The organism is Mobilicoccus sp. (assembly GCF_032060985.1).
In the GTDB taxonomy this organism is placed as follows: Bacteria; Actinomycetota; Actinomycetes; order Actinomycetales; family Dermatophilaceae; genus Mobilicoccus.
The window spans coordinates 24336-42887 of record NZ_DAMBGD010000007.1 but is presented as its reverse complement, the minus strand read 5'-3'; the positions used below and the strand labels follow the sequence as shown (position 1 = coordinate 42887).

Genomic DNA, 18552 nt, shown 5'->3' with positions numbered 1-18552 from the left:
CTGTCGTCATGATGTGTCGGTGGACCACAGTCCACGTGTCACCAGTCACAACGACCCTAAACCTGCGTCTATTCCACTCAACTTTGGCACAGACACGCGCCCTCTGTCAGCGGCGGATGCGGGCGCTCAGGACCATGGGACGCCGTGGATCGGCGCCGAGGGAGCCGTGTCCGCGGTCGAGCGACTCCTCGGCCTCGTCGTCGACCACCAGAGCGATTGCGTGGGTCTCGTCGCCGTGAGTCCGGCGCTGGGCCCGGTCGATGACGTGGGCAAGGTCGGCGACGGTGATGTCGATGGTGTCGGTCCGGCCGGCAGTGCAGGACTCGCCGCCGTGGAGGGAGACACGGGATCGCGGCTCATCCTCGATGACTGCCGTACGGGTGCCCGAGACGGATTCGTCGTGGGAACAGACCTCTCGGTCCGGCATCCCAGCATTCCCGACGGTTGACCGGCCGGATGGTCCCGGGTCCCGGCGAACCTGCCCCTCGACACCTCGACACGGGACCGCACCATCGGCGGCGCGGGCGAATATTCGGTGGTCGGGACCAGTGCCGTCCGTAGACTCACGGACATGCCCGCACCTGTCGGATTCGACTACTTCGAGCGCGGCGAGGACATCGTCATCACTCACAGCGGGAAGCCTGCCACGACCCTCCGAGGGGCCAGAGCAGCTGCCTTTCTCGAAGACGTCGAAAAGGACGACCCGCAGGAACTGATGGCGCGGCTCACGGGCAACTATCGACGCGGGAACGAGCGCCAGGCCCGAGACCACCCCCGCAATCGCGGGCGCTGATCGCCCGCCACCAGACGGCCGATCCTCGGCATGACCGGGCGCCGACGACACTCGACCGGGTCGACCCCGACGTGGTTGCGGCCGGGAACTCGGACACGAACGTGAGACACCGGCCCTTCGTGCACACGCCACGCGCCTGGTCATCCGCGCGCCCCGGTGACGAGACCCGCGGCGCCCACAGTTCCGCACGCCGGCACGACGACGACCACGGACCGAGACGAACACGGCCGATGCGCGATCCCCCGCCCTCGAAGGTGAGGACGGGGGATCGCGTGGATGTCGCGGCCGCGCCGCGGGCTGGGTGCGTCAGCGCCGGCCGGGGCCGTCCACCGGCGGGATGCGGTCGTCACGGCCGGCAGGCGAGCTGCCACCCTCGTACTCGGTGCCGTCGGCGGCGGGGCGACCGTCGCGCTCCTCGACGACGCCCTCGCGGTCGAGCCCGCCACGGCCGTGACCGTCACGACGCACGTCCTCGCGACGCACGTCCTCACGACGCGCCTCGTCATGACCGACGTCGACACGACGCACCTCCTCACGGCCGGCAGGGCGGGCCTGAGGGGGCGCGGTGGTCGCCGCCGGAGCAGGGGCGGGGGCAGGCGCGGGGGCCGTCGGACGGGCGGGCTCCTCACCCAGGCGACGACGGGTCTCGGCGAGGTCCTTCTCCTGGCGCTTCTGCGTCTTGCGCAGCTCGCGGCGCTCCTTGGACTCGCGCATCTTGCGCTTGCTCGCGGCGACCATGAGCCACAACCCGAACGCGATGAGCAGGAGGCCGACGATGCCGAGGATGACGAGGGTGAGTGTCTGGACGACGAGGCTGCTTCCGCCGATGTCGACGGCCATGCCGGAGGCGCCCTCGACCGTCGTCTGAGCAGTGCCGGCCGTGGCGACCCAGATGGCGAACGCGCCGGCTCCCAGGCCGAGAAGCACGAGGAGGAGACCGAAGACGACCATGGATGCGTCCTTTCGTCAGGGGCGCACACGTCTGGGGACGGGCACGCTCGTTCCTCGAAAGGGTAGCCAGTGGCGAGGCGCGGCGCCCCCCGAGACACCCGTCGGATCAGGTGCGGAACATTTGTTTCCAACCCCCTTGATCGATGTTCCATCGCCTCATAGCGTCGGTTGCGACCCCATCGTCGCCGTCCAAGGGAGCACCGCCGTGACCTCGCCCTCCACCCCGCACATCGACCCCAAGGGCGCCCCGATCGCCGACGTCGTGCTCATGCCCGGCGACCCCCTCCGCGCCAAGTTCATCGCCGAGACGTACCTCGAGGACGCGGTCTGCTTCAACCAGGTCCGCAACATGCTCGGCTTCACGGGCACCTACCGGGGGCGTGAGGTCTCCGTGATGGGTAGCGGCATGGGCATCCCCTCGATCTCCCTCTACAGCCACGAGCTCATCCACACCTTCGGCGTGAAGACCCTCGTCCGAGTCGGATCGTGCGGCGGGATGCAGGAGGGCGTCGGGCTCTACGACATCGTCATCGGCCAGTCCGCCTCGACCGACAGCAACTACCTCTCCCAGTTCGGCGTCCCCGGCACGTACGCCCCCACGGGCTCCTACCGGCTCATCGAGCGCGCCGTCGCCGCCGCCCGAGACGGCGGGCACCGGGTCCACGTGGGCAACGTGCTCTCGAGCGACATCTTCTACAACGCCGACGAGTCGGCGCTCCAGCGGTGGATGCGGATGGGCGTCCTCGCGGTCGAGATGGAGTCGGCCGGTCTGTACGCCAACGCGGCCGCCGCCGGCGTCGAGGCGCTCGGTGTCTTCACCGTCAGCGACGACCTCGTCACCGGCACCCACACGACGCCGGAGGAACGCCAGACCGCGTTCACCGCGATGATGGAGGTCGCCCTCGCGACGGTGACCGCATGAGCACCCCCGCCGACCACCCCGCCTCCTCCGACGCCTCCACCCGGGTGCTCAGCGGCCCGAACCCCAAGCGGGCCGTCCCCGTCATCCTGTTCCTCTTCGTCTTCTCCCTCGTCATCGACAACGGATTCAAGTTCGTCTCCAAGTCGATCGGCGACGACCTCGGCCTGTCCGCCTCCACCGTGAGCCTGCAGGCGACCCTCGCCGGCGTCATCGTCGGCATCGGGGCGGTCGTCTACGCCGCGCTCGCCGACAGCGTGAGCATCCGCAAGCTGCTCATCGTCGCGGTGGGGCTCATCTGCGCCGGATCGCTCATCGGGTTCGCGTTCCGCACGTCGTTCCCGGGGATCCTCGCCGGCCGCGTCGTCCAGACCACCGGCCTCGCCGCCGCGGAGACGCTCTACGTCATCTACGTGACGAAGTACCTGCCGCGCGCGGATCAGAAGACCTACCTGGGATTCAGCACGGCGGCGTTCCAGTCGTCCCTGCTCATCGGGGCTCTGGCCAGCGGGTTCATCGCGACCTACGTGCACTGGACGATGTTCTTCCTCGTGCCCCTCGTCTGCCTCCTCGCGCTCCCGAGCGTGCTGCGCACGGTGCCCAAGCACGAGGTGACCGCGAACCGCGTCGACGCCCTGGGGCTGTTCCTCGTCGCGGTCGTCGCGACCGGCGTGATGATGTTCCTCCAGGAGTTCTCGTGGTGGTGGATGCTGCCCGTCGCCGCCGCGGCCGGACTGTTCGTCTGGCACGTGCGCCGCGACGACGGCGCCATCGTCGACCGATCGTTCTTCGCCGAGCCGCGCTACCCGAGCATGCTCGCCGTCGTCTTCATCCTCTACTCGGCGCAGCTCGCCTACCTGTTCATGCTTCCGTTCCTCGTCGGCGACCTGTACGGGTTGCCGGAGAGCACCGCCTCCCTGCTGCTCGTCCCCGGCTACCTGTGCGCCGTGCTCGTGGGCGTGGCGTCGGGTCGGATCGCGCGCCGCCTGGACTCAGCCCCGGCGATCACCCTCGCCATCGGGATGATCGTGGTCGCCCTCGCCGGCCCCGCGATCGCACCGGAGGCGGGCACGTGGATCTTCATCGTGTCGATCACGCTGTTCGGCTCGGGTTTCGCCCTGCTGTACGCGCCCCTCGTGTCGACGGCGATCCGGGACATCCCGCCCGAGCGTTCCGGCGTCGCGATCGGGTTCTACAACCTCACGATCAACATCGCCATCCCGCTCGGCATCGCGGCCACCGCGGCGCTGCTCGACGTCGATCCCCGCTTCATGACGTGGGCGAGCACCGCGACCACGCCGGCCGGGATGCGCTACGCGACGATCCTGTGGGTCATCGCCCTCGTCGCCCTGCTCGCTCTGCTCGTCCACCGCGTCGCCCACGTCGCCCTCACCCGCCGCGACGCCGCGCTCGGTCGCGTCGACGACCCCGCGGAGATCGCCCACACCTGACGGCCCCGCGCGCGAGGCCCCGATGAGGGACCTGCACCTGACGCCGCCGCGGTGACGTCTTCGAGCGTGGGCTCAGGCGGCCCTGGCGTCGGGGGCGACGAGGCGCGGAAGGACGGCGTCGAAGAGACGCGCGAACTCCACGGAGCCGAGGATCCTGCCCTTGGGCCGGGCGCTCTCCTGGAGCTGGTAGGCCCAGTTGCCGGCGCGCTCGCGCTGGAGCGGCGTGCCGTGGTGACCGTCGCTGGAGAACCCGCAGTCGCCGATCGAGTAGAAGACGCGGAGGAACTGGGTCACGCGCTTGATCTGCATGCTCATCCCCCGCGGGTGGGAGAGGAAGTACGCGGCCGAGGCGTCGGCGTGGAGTTCGGTGCGGCGGGTCGCCTCGGGGCTCGGGTGGTCGTCGTGCATGCGGAGCTCGAACTGCACGTGATGGCCGAACTCGTGCGCGAGGATCGCCTGCGGGGCCACATCGCCGTACCCCATCTCGCGGTAGGCGCGCAGGATGCCGTCGCCCATGACGATGCGGTCGCCGACGACGCCGACGCCCTCGATCGGCTCGCCGTAGGTGGTGAACGCGAAGGCGTTGAGCGTGAACATCGGGTGGTTGCCGTACTCGAACTTCGGCTGTGCGATGTACTGCGCGAGGATCGCGGCCAGCTCGTCGGCCTGGGCCTTGGGCAGCTCGTACGCGATCTGATACATGCGGGAGGTGCGGGCGGTGTCGCGGAGCATGTCGCCGTGCATCGCCATGAGCTGAATGTCGTCGCTCTTGATGTCCCAGAACTTCTCGAGCTTGCGCATCGTCTTGGTCATGACCTGGGCGTCCGCGCGCAGGGCGTAGGCGGGGTCGTTCTCCGAGCCGTCGACGAGGGCGTCGTAGGTGGGCAGGTCGAACGCGCCGAGGTTGTCGAGGATCGTGAAGTCGTCGGCCGTCCAGTTCGCGGTCGATCGCTTCTGCCACGCGGCGAACTCCGTCGGACCGCACTGGTACTGGGTGCCGTCGATGCTGCTCGGCTCGCTGATGAGGCGGTCCAACGCCCGCTTCGTGGCGGTGTCGCCCTTGGGCATGAGGGCGGCGATGCGCGCCTTGAGGGCGGCGGGGTCGGGGTTCGCCGTGGCGACGGTGGTCGCCGACGAGGCCGCGTACACCGGGGACAGGGTGGCGATCCCGGGCGCGGTGAGGAGCGCGGCGCTCAGGGCGACCGCGGTGACAGGACGGAGGTGACGCATCAGCTGGTTCCTCTCGGAGGGGTCGGCACGCCGTCGCGTGCTCCGGAGCATCGTGCCCCCGGCAGGGCCTGTCGGGGAGGAAACGCGCCGGTGCTTCGTCGACGGGCCGGCATCCCGACGACGGAGGTCCCGCCGCACGCCCGGGTGGACGGGCCGTAGCGTGGGTCCCAGCGAGAGCTCACCGACGCACACAGGAGCCAGGATGACGACGCCCGACGAGCAGGTCCGCGACACCCACGACGGCGATCAGGAGTTCGCCACCGAGGAGAACCGCCCGGCTCAGCAGCGCGCGGCGGCGGCCGACACCGGCACCGACGTCGGGGGCCCGGATCACCGGCCCTCCCACGAGATCCCGACTCCGGCCGAGGCCTCGGCCGACATCGGCGTCGTCGGCATGGCGGTCATGGGGAGCAACCTCGCCCGCAACCTCGCCCGGCACGGGTACGCGGTGGGCCTGTACGACCACTGGCCCGACCGCACCGAGACGATGATGCGCGACCACGGGTCCGAGGGCGCGTTCGTCCCCGCGGGCGACGTGGAGGACTTCGTCCGGAGCCTGTCGCGACCGCGGTCCATCATCCTGCTCGTCAAGGCCGGTGAGGTCACCGACCAGGTCATCGACACCCTCACCCCGCTGCTGGACGAGGGCGACGTCCTCGTCGACGGTGGCAACTCCTTCTTCCAGGACACGCGGCGCCGTGAGGCCGCCCTCCGCGAACGCGGCATCCACTTCGTCGGGGCCGGGGTCTCCGGCGGTGAGGTCGGCGCGCTGGAGGGGCCGTCGATCATGCCCGGCGGGCCGGCCGAGAGCTACGAGATCGTCGGCCCGATGCTCGAGGCGATCTCGGCGCACGTCGACGGCGAGCCCTGCTGCACGCACATCGGCCCGGACGGGTCGGGTCACTTCGTCAAGATGGTCCACAACGGGATCGAGTACGCCGACATGCAGTTCATCGGCGAGGCGTACGAGATGCTCCGCGCCGCGGGATTCTCGCTCGAGGAGATCGCCCAGGTCTTCGAGACCTGGGACAGCGGCGACCTCGACTCCTACCTCATCGGCATCACCTCCGAGGTCCTCCGTGCGGTCGATCGCAAGACCGGCGCCCCCCTCATCGACGTCATCGTCGACGCTGCCGGCATGAAGGGCACCGGAACGTGGGCCGTCCAGAACGCCCTGGAGCTCGCGACGCCGTTGAACGCGATCGCCGAGGCCGTGTTCGCCCGTGCGACGTCCGCGCACGACGAGCTCCGCGCCCACGCGCAGCAGGCCCTCACCGGGCCCGACGCCACCCTGTCGGTGGAGGACCGCGAGGCGTTCGTCGACGACCTGCGCGCCGCGCTGTGGTCGGCGAAGGTCGTCGGCTACGCCCAGGGCCTCGACGAGATCCGCATGGCGGGCCAGGAGTACGGCTGGGACGTCGACATGGCCGAGCTCGCGAAGATCTGGCGGGACGGCTGCATCATCCGGGCGAAGATCCTCGACCGCATCCGCGACGAGTACGCCGCCCACGACCTCGTCACCCTCCTCGAGGCCCCCTCGATCGCCGAAGGCCTCGCCGCCGCACAGGGCGGGTGGCGCCGCTCGGTCGCCCGCGCCGTCGAGGCCGGGGTGCCCGTGCCGGGATTCGCCGGGGCGCTCGCCTACTACGACATGGCCCGGGCGCCGCGCGTCAACGCGGCCCTCACCCAGATCCTCCGCGACTACTTCGGCTCCCACACCTACCGCCGCACCGATGCCGAGGGCAGCTTCCACACGCTCTGGTCCGGCGACGGCAGCGAGGTCGCCGTCGGCTGACGGCGCGCGTCGCCGGGAGGTCGTCGCACGCCCCGAGAGGACCGGGGTCGCGGGGCGCTCTCACGGTGGGCGCGCCCGGTCATCGTGGACGGACCCACGACCTCCTCGGGCGCGGCGGGCGACCGGAGGTCGCCGGGCGGCATCCCGGCGTCACCCGGGCGGTATCCGGGCGTCATGGCGGTCGATGAGGTCGACATGATCGACCACGGCATCGGGGATCGGGCGGTGCTGGTAGACCTGTGACCATGGCGAAAACGGTGTGGGTGGCGAGTGCGCTCCTTTACGCGGGCGTCGTCGTGTGGGCGGGATTCGTGCTGCCGCCCGACGGGGTCGCGTCGCATGTGGGCTTGGACGGCACGGTGAACGGCTGGGGCACCCGAGCGGGCTTCCTCGGCGTGAACGCCTGGCTCGCCCTCCTCCTGCTGGTCGTCATGCCGATCGTGGTCAAGGCGGCGATCCGGCCGCCCGCGACCTTTCTCAACATGCCGAACAGGGACTACTGGCTCGCCCCTGAACGGAGAGACGCCACGGTCGCGCTCGTCTCCCGCCACCTGTCGCTCCTGCTCGCCGCCACCAACCTCCTCGTCGCCGCGGGGATGTACGACCTCGTCACGCTCACCCTGCGCGGGCGCGAGGCCATCGGCTCGTGGCCGTTCTTCGTGTACATCGTCGGCGCCCTCGTGTGGGCGGTCTGGTTCTCCCGCCGCTTCCGCCTGCCGGAGGGGGAATGAGCGCCGCCGGCGGGACACCGTCCCCCTCCGGGGCGGCGTTCGAGGGGTACCTGCCGGGCAGCCCGGAGTACCGCCGTATCACGGTCTCGCTGTTCCTCGCCGGGGTCGTGACGTTCGCGCTGCTCTACAGCACCCAACCGATCCTCCCGTTGCTGTCCGAGGAGTTCGGCCTCGACGCCGGCACCGCCGCGTTGTCGGTGTCGGTCGCGACGGCCGGGCTCGGGCTCGCGCTGCTCGTCGCGGGCCCGATGTCGGAGGTCCGAGGCCGCACGCCGCTCATGCACGCGTCGCTGTTCGCGGCGTCCTCGATCGCCCTCGCCGGGGCCCTCGCGCCGGGCTGGAACGTGCTGCTCGCGCTGCGGCTCGTCGAGGGTGTCGTTCTCGCCGGGCTCCCCGCCGTCGCGATGGCCTACCTCGCCGAGGAGGTCCACCCGTCCGCGACCGCTCGCGCCGCCGGCCTCTACATCGGCGGGACGGCGATGGGCGGGATGTCGGGGCGGCTCGTCACCGGAGCGATCGCCGAGGTCACCGGGTGGCGCACGGCGCTGCTCGGCGTCGGTCTCGTGAGCCTCGCGTGCGCCGTAGCCGTGCGCGTCCTCCTCCCCCGCAGCCGGGGGTTCACCCCGGCGCCCGCGAGCGCCGCTCATCTCCTCGCGGCCGCGCGGGTCATCCTCCGCGACCCCGCGTTCCTCTGCCTGTTCGGCATCGGCGGCACGGCGATGGGGGCGTTCGTCGGGGTGTTCAACGCGACGAGTTACCGGCTCATGGCCCCGCCGTACGGGTACTCGGTCGGCGTCGTGGGACTCGTCTTCCTCACCTACGCCGTGGGCTCGGTGAGTTCGACCTACGCCGGTCGGGCTGCCGCGCGGTTCGGCCAGCGCACCGTCGCGCCGGTGTGCGCGCTCATCACCCTCGTCGGCCTGCTCGGCACGTGGTTCACCCCGATCCTGCTCGTCGCGGTGGCCCTCACCGTCATGACCGGCGGCTTCTTCGCCCTGCACGGTGTGGCGAGCGGCTGGGTGGCGGCGCGGGCGGCGCGTGGGAGCGCGGCCAAGGGACAGGCGTCCTCGGGGTACCTCTTCACCTACTACGCGGGATCGTCGGTGTTCGGCGCGATGGCCGGTCACGCGTGGGAGTCCGGCGGGTGGGACTCCGTCGTCCTCCTGTGCGCCGGGCTCTTCGGGCTCGCCTTCCTCCTCACCCTCGTGCTGCGCCGCATCCCCGCCCTGCCCCACCCCTCCCCCTGAGTCCCCTGTGACGGAGGGGGCATGAGCGATGACGTCATCCGCGGTCTGGGAGACGCGGTCGCTCGCGGGCCGTCCGGGCTGGGGCCGGGCGCACGCCGTGGGCGGGCCCCAGCCATGCCCGGCACTGCGTGACGGCACGACGGCCCTCCTCGCCCGCGGCGAGCTGGGGGAACTCGGTTGCGCCCTGCCCACGCCGTGGCCCAGGGTGAGGAGTCCGGTCACGGGGGCCGGCGCCCGCACGGCGGGCCGATCGGGTAAGGGAGTCGCCATGCGCGGCAGTGGTTTCGGGTGGTTCGCAGCGACGCCGACGACGGTGCCGGGGGCACCGTCGTCATCGACGGACACGGGTGACATGGGCGGCGGGACGACGACCGTCACCGTCGCGCCCGGCTTGGACGAGAACCGGCCGCCGGAACTCGCGGACCTCGGGCGTCTTGCCCGTCGAGGGGTACGCAGTGCGGTCAAGGTCGCGCGCCTCGAGGACCGGCCGGTGCCGAGCGCGGCGATCCGCGAGCACCTCGGCGCCGCCGAGACGAGCGACGTCGTCGCCGAGACGTGGGCGTCCTACGAGATGGTCAACGTGCAGACCGCCGTCGACGCCTGGCTCGCCCGGCCCGGCTGCACCCACCGCGTCCACGGCGTCCACGGGTACGACGAGGCCGTGCGACTCGCGGGCCTGCTCGAGCCCCGCGATGCCGACCAGGCGCGCCTCGGAGCCGTTCAGCGCACGAACCGTTCCTCCGGGCCCGACGGCGCGACCCTGCCCTGCGTCGACCGGGCGTTGTACCTCGTCGAGGACGAGCAGGGCCGGTACGTGGTCTTCGTCCGCAGCGCGACGCCGCAGTACGGGATCACGCGGGCCTCCGTCGAGGTCACGGCCGACGACGCCGCGGCGGCGCGACGCGTCGTCGCCCGCATCAAGGCGCTGTCCTCCGAACTGAACGTGTTCCGCGGCCAGGTCCTCTCCTTCGGCGGCGACATGTTCGACGGCGGGGACTCCGTCCTCGCCTTCCACCGGCGCCCGGAGATGACGCGGGCCGACCTCATCCTCGACGACGCCGTGCTCGAGGCCGTCGAACGGCAGGTCGTCGGCGTCGCGCGCCACCGCGAGGCACTCCTCGCGGCGGGTCAACACCTCAAGCGCGGGCTGCTCCTCTACGGTCCGCCCGGTGTCGGCAAGACGCACACGATCAGGTACCTCGTCAGCACCCTCACCGACGTCACCGTCCTCGAGGTGAGCGGCAGCGCCCTGCACCTCATCTCCGAGGCGTGTTCCGCGGCCCGCTCGCTCGCGCCGTCGCTCGTCGTCATCGAGGACGTCGACCTCATCGCCGAGGACCGCGGCATGCACCCCGGGCAGCACCCGCTGCTCTTCCAGCTCCTCAACGAGATGGACGGGATCGCCGGTGACGTCGACGTCGCGTTCGTCCTCACGACGAACCGGGCCGACCTGCTCGAACCCGCCCTCGCCGCCCGGCCCGGCCGCATCGACGAGGCCGTCGCCATCGACCTGCCCGACCTCGACGCGCGTCGGCGCCTGTTCGACCTCTACCGCCGGTCGCTCGTGCTCGAGGCGTCCGATGCGCGCATCGACGCCGCGCTCGCCCGGGCGGCCGGGGTCACGGCCTCGTTCCTCAAGGAACTGCTGCGGCGCACCGCTCTCGTCGCGGCCGAGCGGGCCGACCGTCTCGGCGGCGGAGGGCACGACGCGACATCGGTCGCGGGGCCTCCGATCGCGACGGCGGAGGATCTCGACGCCGCGGTCGACGGTCTCCTCGACACCCGCAGCCGCATGACGCGGATCCTCCTGGGCAGCGGCGACCCGGGAACGGTGACGGCCGCGTTCGACGGGACCGACGACGTGCCGGTGGGTGGCGTGTTCGGCGACGGCCCCGCTGGCGTCTCCTCCGACGAGGGGGCAGGGTGGGAATCATGAGCGACGACAAGAAGATCACCGTCAGCCGCACGATCGACGCCTCCCCGCAGGAGGTGTGGGCCGTCATCTCCAACCCCGCACGACACCGCGAGATCGACGGCTCCGGCCAGATCGTGTCCGACGAGAAGACCGACCGCATCACCGCGAACGGGCAGGTCTTCACGATGAACATGAACGCCCCCCACATGGGTGGGGACTACCAGACCGACAACCATGTCACCGGGTACGACGAGAGCCGGCTCCTCGCCTGGCAGACCGCGCCCGCCGGCACCGAGCCCAAGGGCTGGGAGTGGCTCTATCAGCTCACCCCCGAGGGACCGAACTCCACGCAGGTGCAGCTCACCTACGACTGGAGCAAGGTCACCGACAAGGAGCTGCTCAAGAAGGTGAGGTTCCCGCTCATCCAGGAGGACGCCCTCGAGGACACCCTGTCGCGTCTCGCCTCCGCGGTCTCGGGGAGCTGAGACACGACACACACCAGGTGCCCTCCCGATCCCCCGATCGGGAGGGCACCTGGCGTCGATGATGAACGCATGCGCACCGTGACCGGCCTCGTCCTCGGCGGCCTCGGGGCGGTCGCCCTCGCCCTGTCCTCCACCGCGATGGCGGAGCCTGCCCCGCTCGAGGTGGCGGCCGCCACCCGTACCCTGCACGCCGTTCACCAGGCGCGCGCCTCCGCCTACGCACTCGGGATGACGACCGCGACGGTGCCGGGGGGTCTCACCGCGACGATGACCGAGGAGGTCTCCCGGCAACAGACGGCGATCCACGAGGCGGCCACGCGACTCACCACGGATCGCTACGAGGCCGTCATCGCCTCGGTCGACCCCGCAGACCCCTCGTGCGCCGGGTCGACCTGCGAGGTCGACGACCGGGTGATCACGGAGTTCGTCCGTCCGGCCTCCGAGGTCGCCGCCGGCGCCCCCCAGACCATGGGGATGGGCGAGAACCGGCGCGCCGAGTTCGTCCACGACGCCGACGGGGCCTGGCTCCTCTCCGGCGACCGCTCGACCGAACCGCCCGGCGGCATCTCCGACCCCTACGCCGATGCCATCCGGGGGTCGTGAGAGACGCGGCCGCGTCGAGAAGGCCCGTCGGGAACCGGTCGTGAGTCGTGCCGGCCGGTGTGATGACAGCCGGTGACTAGATGACTTCCGGTGACTGGATGACTTCCGGTGACTAGATGACGCCCTGAGAGAGCATCGCGTCGGCGACCTGCGTGAACCCGGCGATGTTGGCGCCCGCGATGACGTCGCCGGGCATGCCGTACTCCTCGGCCGTCATCATGCAGCTGCCGTAGATGCCCTGCATGATGTCGCGCAGTCGGGCGTCGGTGGTCTCGAAGCTCCACGAGTCGCGTGACGCGTTCTGCTGCATCTCCAAGGCCGAGGTCGCGACGCCGCCCGCGTTCGCGGCCTTGCCCGGCGCGAACTGCACGCCCGCCTCACGCAGTGCACGGGTGCCGGCCTGCGTCGTCGGCATGTTCGCGCCCTCGGCGACGATGCGGACGCCGTTCTTCACGAGGGTCGCGGCGTGGGTCTCGTCGAGTTCGTTCTGCGTCGCGCACGGCAGGGCGATGTCGCACGGCACGTCCCAGATCGTGCCGCCCTCGAGGTAGCGGGCCTCGCGGCCCTCGGCGTACTCGGAGATGCGCCCGCGACGGATCTCCTTGAGGTCCTTCATCACCTCGAGGTCCATGCCGTTCTCGTCGACGACGTAGCCACCGGAGTCCGACATCGCGACGACCGTGCCGGCGAGCTGGGCCACCTTCTCGGCGGCGTAGATCGCGACGTTGCCCGAGCCGGAGATGACGACCTTCTTGCCCTCGAACGAGGTCTGCTGCGCGCGCAACATCTCGTCGACGAAGTAGACGAGGCCGTAGCCGGTGGCCTCGGTGCGCACCTGCGATCCGCCCCAGCTCAGGCCCTTGCCGGTGAGGACGCCGGCCTCGTAGCGGTTGGTGATGCGCTTGTACTGCCCGAAGAGGTAGCCGATCTCGCGGCCGCCGACGCCGATGTCACCGGCGGGCACGTCGGTGTACTCGCCGAGGTGGCGGTACAGCTCTGTCATGAACGACTGGCAGAAGCGCATGACCTCGCCGTCGGAGCGGCCCTTGGGGTCGAAGTCCGAACCGCCCTTGCCGCCGCCGATGGGCAGGCCGGTGAGGGCGTTCTTGAAGATCTGCTCGAAGCCGAGGAACTTGACCGTGCCGAGCAGCACGCTCGGGTGGAAGCGGAGCCCGCCCTTGTACGGGCCGAGCGCCGAGTTGAACTCCACGCGGAAACCACGGTTGATCTGCACCTTGCCGGCGTCGTCGACCCACGGCACCCGGAAGATGATCTGCCGCTCGGGCTCACAGATGCGCTCGATGATCGAGGCCTGCACGTACTCCGGCCGCTTGGCGACGACGGGGCTGAGGCTCTCGAACACCTCGTGTGCCGCCTGATGGAACTCCGACTCACCCGGGTTACGACGGAGCACCGTCTCGTACATGGGCCGCAAGGTGGGGTGCAGGTCGCTGGTCGTCGGGGTCATCGGGGTCCTCGGTGTCGTCGAACGTCGTCCGGTCCGGCTGCAGGCGCACGTCGTCGGTCGCGCAGGGCGGACATCCCGTCCACCCTAGCTCTCCGGATCCCGTGCCCGGCTCGACGGTCGAGACCTCTCCACCCATGTGTCTTCGTCGGCTCCGACGAGATGGGCGGAGACCGCGACGTCCCGGGTGCGGACACGACGTCGCGGGGGGCGTCGCAGGGGGACGCTCCCGTTCCCCGCAGGTCGAGTCACCGGCCTCCCCACCGGGACATCTTCGCAGGTGAGGCCGCGATTTCCGGAAGCACCGGACGCCACATCACCCCGTCGATACGCTGGCCGGACAGCACCCGAAAGGAGATCGCCATGGCATTGGCGGAGCGGTTGAGCAGGCTCGGAACGGAGACAGCGTTCGCGGTGTCGCTCGCGGCAAGTGAGTGGGGGGCGAAGGGCCACCGCATCTTCCCCTTCCATCTCGGCGACATCGATCTGGCCACCCCCCGGGTCATCACCGACGCCATGACCAAGGCGATCGCCGACGGCAAGACGGGCTACTGCCCCGGTGCCGGCATCCCGGTCCTGCGTGAGGCCCTCGCCGACGACGTCAACGCGCGCCGCGGCACGAGCTACTCCCCCGACGCCGTCGTCGTCCAGCCGGGCGGCAAGCCGGTCATCACGAAGTTCCTCCAGGCCGTGATGAACCCCGGCGACGAGGTGCTGTATCCCAACCCCGGTTTCCCGATCTACGAGTCGCAGATCGAGTACCTCGGCGGAGTCGCCAAGGCGTACCGGTACGTCCCCACCGAACGCGGCTTCGCCATCGACCTCGACCAGGTCCGCTCGCTCATCACCCCCAGGACCAGGGCGATCATCTACAACGACCTGCAGAACCCGATCTCGGCGGAGTCCACCGACGCCGAACGCGAGGCCGTCGCCCAGCTCGCGATCGAGCACGACCTGTGGGTGCTCTCCGACGAGGCGTACTTCGAGATGCGGTACTCCGGGACGTCCACGAGCATCGCCTCGCTGCCGGGCATGGCCGAGCGCACGGTCATCCTCTACACGTTCAGCAAGAAGTTCGCGATGACCGGCTGGCGCCTCGGCGCAGCCATCGCCCCGCCCGAAGTCGCGCGGGTCATCTCGACGATGAACACGAACAACGAGTCGTGTACGACGCACTTCATCCAGTACGCGGGGGCCGCGGGTCTCACCGGTGACCAGAGCGAGGTCACCGCCATCCGCGACACCCTCCGCGGACGCCGAGACGCCGCGTTCGACGTCCTCTCGCAGACCCCGGGGGTGCGCCTCGCGAAGCCGGAGTCGACGTTCTACCTCTTCCCCGACGTCACCGAGGTCATGGAACGCAAGGGCATCGACGAGGTCAACGCCTTCGCCACCGAGGCCCTGCACGCCACGGGCGTCTCGTTCTGCACCCGCAAGCACTTCGGCCGCCCGCAGCCGGGTGAGGACCGCCACTACGTCCGATTCGCCTACTCCGGCCTGCCGGAGGAGGACATCCGCGAGGGCCTCGGCCTTCTCAAGCAGTGGATCGAGAGCTGAGGAACACCATGGCCAAGGTCGTCATCACCAACCGCATCCCCCGCGAGGGCGTCGAGCTGCTCGAGGCCGAGCACGACGTCACGATGTGGGACCACGAGGAGTGCATCCCCCGCGAGGAGTGCCTGAGGATGATCGCAGGCGCCGACGCGATCCTCACCCTGCTCACCGAGAAGGTCGACGACGAGTTCCTCGAGGCCGCCGGGGAGCAGCTCAAGGTCGTCGCCAACGTCGCGGTCGGGTTCAACAACATCGACGTCGCCGCGTGCGAGAAGCGCGGGGTCGTCGCGACCAACACCCCCAAGGTGCTCACCGAGACCACCGCGGACACCGCGTTCGGTCTCATGCTCATGGTCACCCGCCGCTTCGGCGAGGGCGAACGGGTCATCCGCTCCCGGACTCCCTGGCAGTGGGGCATGTTCTACATGCTCGGCATGGGCCTGCAGGGCAAGACGATCGGCATCGTCGGCGCCGGACAGATCGGCATCGCGATGGCCCGCCGCGCCAAGGCGTTCGGGATGGACGTCGTCTACACGGACGCCTTCGAGATGGACCCGGCCGTCGCCACCGAACTCGGCGCGCGCCGCGTCGAGTTCGACGAGCTGCTCGCCACCGCCGACGTCGTCTCCCTGCACTGCCCCCTCATCCCGAAGGGCCAGGAGGGGTCGACGCATCACCTCATCGACGCGGCGGCGCTCGCGGCGATGAAGAAGACGGCCTACGTCGTCAATTCGGCTCGCGGGCCGATCATCGACGAGGCCGCCCTCGTCGAGGCGCTCGAGAACGGCGAGATCGCCGGCGCCGGCCTCGACGTCTTCGAGAACGAGCCCGCCGTCCACGAGGGCCTCATCGGCCGCGACGACGTCGTCCTGCTCCCCCACCTCGGCTCGGCGACCGTCGAAACGCGTACGGCGATGGCCGAACTCGCCGCCCGCAACGCGCTCGCCGTGCTCGCGGGGACGGCACCGGAGACGCCTGTCACCTCGCTCTGACCCACGCGATCCACGCTCCCGGATGCCCGGTCCTCTCGCGGGCCGGGCATCCGCGTCTGTCGCCCCCCGACCTGGTGGGCTCGGCGTGCCGTGAACGGGGCGATCGCCGGCGTCAGCGCGTCGCGAGGGACTCGATGAGCCCGACGAGGTCGTCGTCCAGCGGGCGACGTTGCGCACCGAGGAGTGCCCGGAGGTAGAGGCCGTCGCCGACGAGCATGACGAGACGACGCACGAGCGGGTCGTCGATGGTCGTGGCGAGGACGTCGGCCCAGTGGTCGAGGCTGTCGGCAATGGCGTTCTCGACGTCGATGCCGGGGGTGCCGATGAGTCGCATCGACGCGAGGAGCGTGCGGGTGTACGCGTCCTCGGCCCGGGAGGAGGTCGCGAGATAGGCGGCGAGCGCGCCGCGATCGTTCTGGGTCGACGCATCCTTGGCGCCGAGTTCCCGCAGCCGGTCGAGCAGCCCGTTGAACAGGGCCTCCTTGCCGCCGAAGTGGTAGAGCAACCCGCCCTTGGAGACCTGTGCCCGTGCCGCGACGGTCTCGAGTGTGGCCGCGGCTGGTCCGGACTCGATGAGCACGCACTCCAGGGCGTCGAGGATGCGGTCCTTGGTCTCGCGCACGGCGGTGACTCCTGACGTCGTCGTCCCCCCATTCTCACCGACGAGGCGATTCGCCCCGACTCCGACCCGCGGCCTACTGTGCCGTCTGGACGGTTCTGCGCGGCGCGGACGACGTCCCGCCCCGACCGACCGATCAGGAGGTACCCCCGTGGCCGACGTGACGCCCCCGGCCCTCGGCCAGGAGATCCCCCCGAGGGCGGGACTTCGGCAGTGGGCGGCACTCGCGACCCTCGTCCTCCCGGTCCTCGTCGTCAGCATCGACAACACAGCCCTCTCGTTCGCCGTCCCGCAGCTCTCCACCTCGCTGGCCCCCACGGCGCAGGAGTTGTTGTGGATCGTCGACGTCTACGGCCTCGTCCTCGCCGGGTTGCTCGTGACGATGGGGATGCTCGGCGACCGGGTGGGTCGGCGGCTGCTCCTCATGGTGGGCGCGGCTGGTTTCGGGGCCGTCAGCGTGTATGCGGCCCTCGCGCCCGACGCCCGACACCTCATCGCCGCCCGGGTCCTCCTCGCCATCTTCGGCGCGACCCTCATGCCGTCGACGTTGTCGCTGCTGCGCAACCTCTTCCTCGACGCGACCCAACGTCGTCTCGCCCTCGCGATCTGGGCGACGGGCTTCTCCGGCGGGTCGGCCATCGGCCCGATCCTCGGCGGCTGGCTCCTCGAACACTTCTGGTGGGGCGCGATCTTCCTCATCTCGGTGCCGGCGGTGCTCGTCCTGCTCGTCGCCGGGCCGTTCCTCCTCCCCGAATCGCGCAACCCCGACGCCGGCCGCCTCGACATCCCCAGCGTGTTCCTCTCGATCGGCGCGATGATGCCGATGGTCTTCGCGATCAAGCAGGGGGTCGTCGGCGGCCTCCAGCCGATGACGGTCGCCGCCTTCCTCACCGGCGCGATCCTCGGCGGCGTCTTCCTGCGGCGTCAGCTCACCCGCCCCGACCCCCTGCTCGACCTGCGACTGTTCGTGCGTCCGGCGTTCACCGCGTCCGTCTCCGCGAACTTCTTCTCGATCTTCGCGTTCGCGGCACTCATGTTCTTCATGACCCAACACCTGCAGTTCGTCGACGGCCGCTCCCCGATGGAGGCGGCGGTCGTCCTCATCCCCGGTGCGGCCGCCGCGATCCTCGCGGGTCTGCTCGCCGTGGCCGCGGCCAAGGTGTTCGCGGTGTCGACGGTCATCGGCGTCGGGCTGTCCCTCGCAGTGGTCGGGTACGCGTTCGGCGCGATGATGACGGCCGACTCGCCGGTGACCCTCGTCATCACGATCTTCGTCCTCGTCGGCAGCGGGGCCGGGCTCGCGGAGACGCTGACGAACGACGTCATCCTCGCCTCGGTCCCGCCGGAACGCGCGGGCGCGGCGTCCGGGATCTCGGAGACCGCGTACGAGCTCGGATCGGCGCTCGGGGTCGCCGTGCTCGGCAGCCTGCTCACCGCGGTCTACCGCGCCGAGCTCCAGGTGCCGGACGGTGTGCCCGCGCAGGTGCGGCCCGACGTCGAGAACATGATCGGCACCGCGATGACCGCGGCCGACCGCCTCCCCGCCCCCCTCGCCGAGGCCGTCCGCGCCGCCTCCCGGACGGCGTTCGAGCAGGGCGTCGCGACGACGTGCCTCGTCGGCGCGGCGATCATGACCGTGACGACGCTCGTCGTCTGGCCCGTCCTCCGCCGCGCGGCCCCGACGGAATCGACCTGACCTGCCCCTCGTTTCGCGCCACTCCACGCGGCCGCCGTCACGACGTGACGAGGGGAGACGGGGCGCTCTCGAGGCGTTCCTCAGGGCGCCCGGGGTCGGAGTCGGG

General features: G+C 70.8%; 16 protein-coding genes. 11 read left to right on the top strand and 5 right to left on the bottom strand.

What is annotated here, in order from left to right:
• Positions 1 to 106: 106 nt before the first annotated feature.
• Entirely contained in the window at positions 107 to 631 is a 525-nt protein-coding gene (locus RT054_RS07380) for a hypothetical protein (RefSeq protein ID WP_313022826.1), read from the bottom strand.
• Positions 632 to 1099: 468 nt separating this feature from the next.
• Positions 1100 to 1744: a hypothetical protein gene (locus RT054_RS07375; protein ID WP_313022825.1), complete on the bottom strand. Its 645-nt coding sequence runs from the start codon at positions 1742 to 1744 to the stop codon at positions 1100 to 1102.
• A gap of 205 nt (positions 1745 to 1949) precedes the next feature.
• Here RT054_RS07375 and deoD point away from each other — a divergent pair, with 205 nt between their 5' ends.
• Both deoD and RT054_RS07365 read left to right on the top strand, forming a co-directional pair.
• Positions 1950 to 2666 carry a purine-nucleoside phosphorylase gene (gene deoD, locus RT054_RS07370; RefSeq protein WP_313022824.1) on the top strand — a complete coding sequence of 239 codons (717 nt, stop codon included), beginning with the start codon at positions 1950 to 1952 and terminating at the stop codon, positions 2664 to 2666.
• On the top strand, positions 2663 to 4114 hold the full coding sequence (locus tag RT054_RS07365) for an MFS transporter (protein WP_312718716.1): 1452 nt from the start codon (positions 2663 to 2665) through the stop codon (positions 4112 to 4114). Before deoD ends, RT054_RS07365 begins: the two co-directional genes overlap by 4 nt.
• A 72-nt stretch (positions 4115 to 4186) precedes the next feature.
• Here the strand turns inward: RT054_RS07365 and RT054_RS07360 are convergent, their stop codons facing one another.
• Entirely contained in the window at positions 4187 to 5344 is a 1158-nt protein-coding gene (locus tag RT054_RS07360) for a hypothetical protein (protein WP_312718717.1), read from the bottom strand.
• 202 nt (positions 5345 to 5546) lie between these two features.
• Here RT054_RS07360 and gndA point away from each other — a divergent pair, with 202 nt between their 5' ends.
• The 6 genes from gndA to RT054_RS07330 all read left to right on the top strand — a co-directional run bounded on the left by gndA (position 5547) and on the right by RT054_RS07330 (position 12120).
• Positions 5547 to 7139 carry an NADP-dependent phosphogluconate dehydrogenase gene (gndA, locus tag RT054_RS07355; RefSeq protein ID WP_312718719.1) on the top strand — a complete coding sequence of 531 codons (1593 nt, stop codon included), beginning with the start codon at positions 5547 to 5549 and terminating at the stop codon, positions 7137 to 7139.
• Positions 7140 to 7384: 245 nt separating this feature from the next.
• Complete coding sequence (locus RT054_RS07350) at positions 7385 to 7870, top strand: hypothetical protein (RefSeq protein WP_313022822.1); 486 nt, start codon at positions 7385 to 7387, stop codon at positions 7868 to 7870.
• Positions 7867 to 9117: an MFS transporter gene (locus tag RT054_RS07345; RefSeq protein WP_313022820.1), complete on the top strand. Its 1251-nt coding sequence runs from the start codon at positions 7867 to 7869 to the stop codon at positions 9115 to 9117. The genes RT054_RS07350 and RT054_RS07345 overlap by 4 nt, the downstream gene beginning before the upstream one ends.
• 268 nt (positions 9118 to 9385) lie before the next feature.
• A complete protein-coding gene (locus RT054_RS07340) occupies positions 9386 to 11053 on the top strand; it encodes an ATP-binding protein (RefSeq protein ID WP_313022819.1) in 1668 nt (555 codons plus the stop codon).
• Complete coding sequence (locus RT054_RS07335) at positions 11050 to 11517, top strand: SRPBCC family protein (RefSeq protein WP_313022818.1); 468 nt, start codon at positions 11050 to 11052, stop codon at positions 11515 to 11517. The genes RT054_RS07340 and RT054_RS07335 overlap by 4 nt, the downstream gene beginning before the upstream one ends.
• Before the next feature lie 69 nt (positions 11518 to 11586).
• Positions 11587 to 12120 (top strand): hypothetical protein, encoded by a 534-nt coding sequence (locus RT054_RS07330; protein WP_313022817.1) that lies wholly within the window; start codon positions 11587 to 11589, stop codon positions 12118 to 12120.
• Positions 12121 to 12232: 112 nt separating this feature from the next.
• On the opposite strand, the gene gdhA is transcribed toward RT054_RS07330, so the two are convergent.
• Positions 12233 to 13588 (bottom strand): NADP-specific glutamate dehydrogenase, encoded by a 1356-nt coding sequence (gdhA, locus tag RT054_RS07325; RefSeq protein ID WP_313022816.1) that lies wholly within the window; start codon positions 13586 to 13588, stop codon positions 12233 to 12235.
• Between the two features lie 360 nt (positions 13589 to 13948).
• Between gdhA and RT054_RS07320 the strand changes: the two genes are divergently transcribed.
• Together RT054_RS07320 and RT054_RS07315 are read left to right on the top strand one after the other, a co-directional pair.
• Positions 13949 to 15142 (top strand): aminotransferase class I/II-fold pyridoxal phosphate-dependent enzyme, encoded by a 1194-nt coding sequence (locus tag RT054_RS07320; RefSeq protein ID WP_313022815.1) that lies wholly within the window; start codon positions 13949 to 13951, stop codon positions 15140 to 15142.
• Between the two features lie 8 nt (positions 15143 to 15150).
• A complete protein-coding gene (locus RT054_RS07315; RefSeq protein WP_312718732.1) occupies positions 15151 to 16131 on the top strand; it encodes a D-glycerate dehydrogenase in 981 nt (326 codons plus the stop codon).
• A gap of 112 nt (positions 16132 to 16243) precedes the next feature.
• On the opposite strand, the gene RT054_RS07310 is transcribed toward RT054_RS07315, so the two are convergent.
• Positions 16244 to 16753 (bottom strand): TetR/AcrR family transcriptional regulator, encoded by a 510-nt coding sequence (locus tag RT054_RS07310; RefSeq protein WP_312718733.1) that lies wholly within the window; start codon positions 16751 to 16753, stop codon positions 16244 to 16246.
• 148 nt (positions 16754 to 16901) lie between these two features.
• Here RT054_RS07310 and RT054_RS07305 point away from each other — a divergent pair, with 148 nt between their 5' ends.
• Positions 16902 to 18446 carry an MFS transporter gene (locus RT054_RS07305; RefSeq protein WP_313022814.1) on the top strand — a complete coding sequence of 515 codons (1545 nt, stop codon included), beginning with the start codon at positions 16902 to 16904 and terminating at the stop codon, positions 18444 to 18446.
• The last annotated feature ends 106 nt before the right edge of the window (positions 18447 to 18552 follow it).

Excerpts from the sequence above, each read along its gene's own strand:
- RT054_RS07375 (WP_313022825.1), bottom strand. The coding sequence starts at position 1,744 with ATGGTCGTCTTCGGTCTCCTCCTCGTGCTTCTCGGCCTGGGAGCCGGC.
- RT054_RS07365 (WP_312718716.1), top strand. The coding sequence starts at position 2,663 with ATGAGCACCCCCGCCGACCACCCCGCCTCCTCCGACGCCTCCACCCGG.
- RT054_RS07360 (WP_312718717.1), bottom strand. The coding sequence starts at position 5,344 with ATGCGTCACCTCCGTCCTGTCACCGCGGTCGCCCTGAGCGCCGCGCTC.
- gndA (WP_312718719.1), top strand. The coding sequence starts at position 5,547 with ATGACGACGCCCGACGAGCAGGTCCGCGACACCCACGACGGCGATCAG.
- RT054_RS07350 (WP_313022822.1), top strand. The coding sequence starts at position 7,385 with ATGGCGAAAACGGTGTGGGTGGCGAGTGCGCTCCTTTACGCGGGCGTC.
- RT054_RS07345 (WP_313022820.1), top strand. The coding sequence starts at position 7,867 with ATGAGCGCCGCCGGCGGGACACCGTCCCCCTCCGGGGCGGCGTTCGAG.
- RT054_RS07340 (WP_313022819.1), top strand. The coding sequence starts at position 9,386 with ATGCGCGGCAGTGGTTTCGGGTGGTTCGCAGCGACGCCGACGACGGTG.
- RT054_RS07335 (WP_313022818.1), top strand. The coding sequence starts at position 11,050 with ATGAGCGACGACAAGAAGATCACCGTCAGCCGCACGATCGACGCCTCC.
- RT054_RS07330 (WP_313022817.1), top strand. The coding sequence starts at position 11,587 with ATGCGCACCGTGACCGGCCTCGTCCTCGGCGGCCTCGGGGCGGTCGCC.
- gdhA (WP_313022816.1), bottom strand. The coding sequence starts at position 13,588 with ATGACCCCGACGACCAGCGACCTGCACCCCACCTTGCGGCCCATGTAC.
- RT054_RS07320 (WP_313022815.1), top strand. The coding sequence starts at position 13,949 with ATGGCATTGGCGGAGCGGTTGAGCAGGCTCGGAACGGAGACAGCGTTC.
- RT054_RS07315 (WP_312718732.1), top strand. The coding sequence starts at position 15,151 with ATGGCCAAGGTCGTCATCACCAACCGCATCCCCCGCGAGGGCGTCGAG.